Source organism: Streptococcus sp. IMAU 99161 (assembly GCF_014435245.1).
Lineage (GTDB): Bacteria > Bacillota > Bacilli > Lactobacillales > Streptococcaceae > Streptococcus > Streptococcus lactarius.
Genome location: NZ_JAAPAW010000031.1, coordinates 1 through 900 on the forward strand (window position 1 = coordinate 1; position 900 = coordinate 900).

Below are 900 nucleotides of genomic sequence, written 5' to 3' on the forward strand. Positions count from 1 at the left end.
TTACCCTACAAAAGCATTGATTTCTGCTTCGATATGGGCGATTTTTTCTTTGGCATCTGCTTCAGATGTTCCAACTGTAGCGATGTAGAATTTAATTTTTGGTTCTGTTCCTGAAGGGCGGACAGCGATCCAAGAATCGTCTGCCAAGCTGTATTTCAGCACATTGCTTGGTGGAGTTGTCAATTGTTCAACGCCGTTTGCTGTAGTAGCTGTTTGTGCCAAGAAGTCTTCTGTCTTAACAATATCTGTCTTGTTGAATTGTTTAGGAGCATTGCCACGGAATTTATCCATGATTTTCTTGATTTCAGCAGCTCCATCCACACCTGAAAGGGTGACAGAGATGGTCTTTTCTGCGAAGTAGCCGTATTCTTTGTAGATTTCAGCAATACCGTCTGCCAAGGTCATGCCACGTGAGCGGTAGTAAGCAGCGATTTCAGCTACGATCAATACAGCTTGGATTGCATCTTTGTCACGTACAAATGGTTTGATCAGGTAACCGAAGCTTTCTTCAAAACCAAGCATGTAAGTGTGGTTGTGTTGGGTTTCAAATTCGTGGATCTTTTCACCGATAAATTTGAAACCAGTCAAGACGTTAAACATGGTTGCGCCGTAGCTTTCCGCAATCTTCGTTACCAACTCAGTGGATACGATGGATTTACAAAGAGCGGCATTGGCAGGAAGGGTACCAGCTGTCTTGTGGGCTTCGAGGATATATTTGGCGATGATAGCACCAATTTGGTTTCCTGAAAGGTTGAGGTAAGAGCCATCTGGTTGGCGAATTTCAACACCAAGACGGTCTGCGTCAGGGTCTGTTGCGACCAATACGTCTGCATCCACTTTGCGTCCAAGTTCTTCAGAAAGGGCGAAAGCTTCTTGGTTTTCAGGGTTTGGAGATTTAAC

At 44.3% G+C, this 900-nt stretch carries 1 pseudogene; it reads right to left on the reverse strand.

The features are described from left to right. A pseudogene (locus HA044_RS09395) lies at nucleotides 1-900 on the reverse strand (phospho-sugar mutase); the annotation flags it as partial.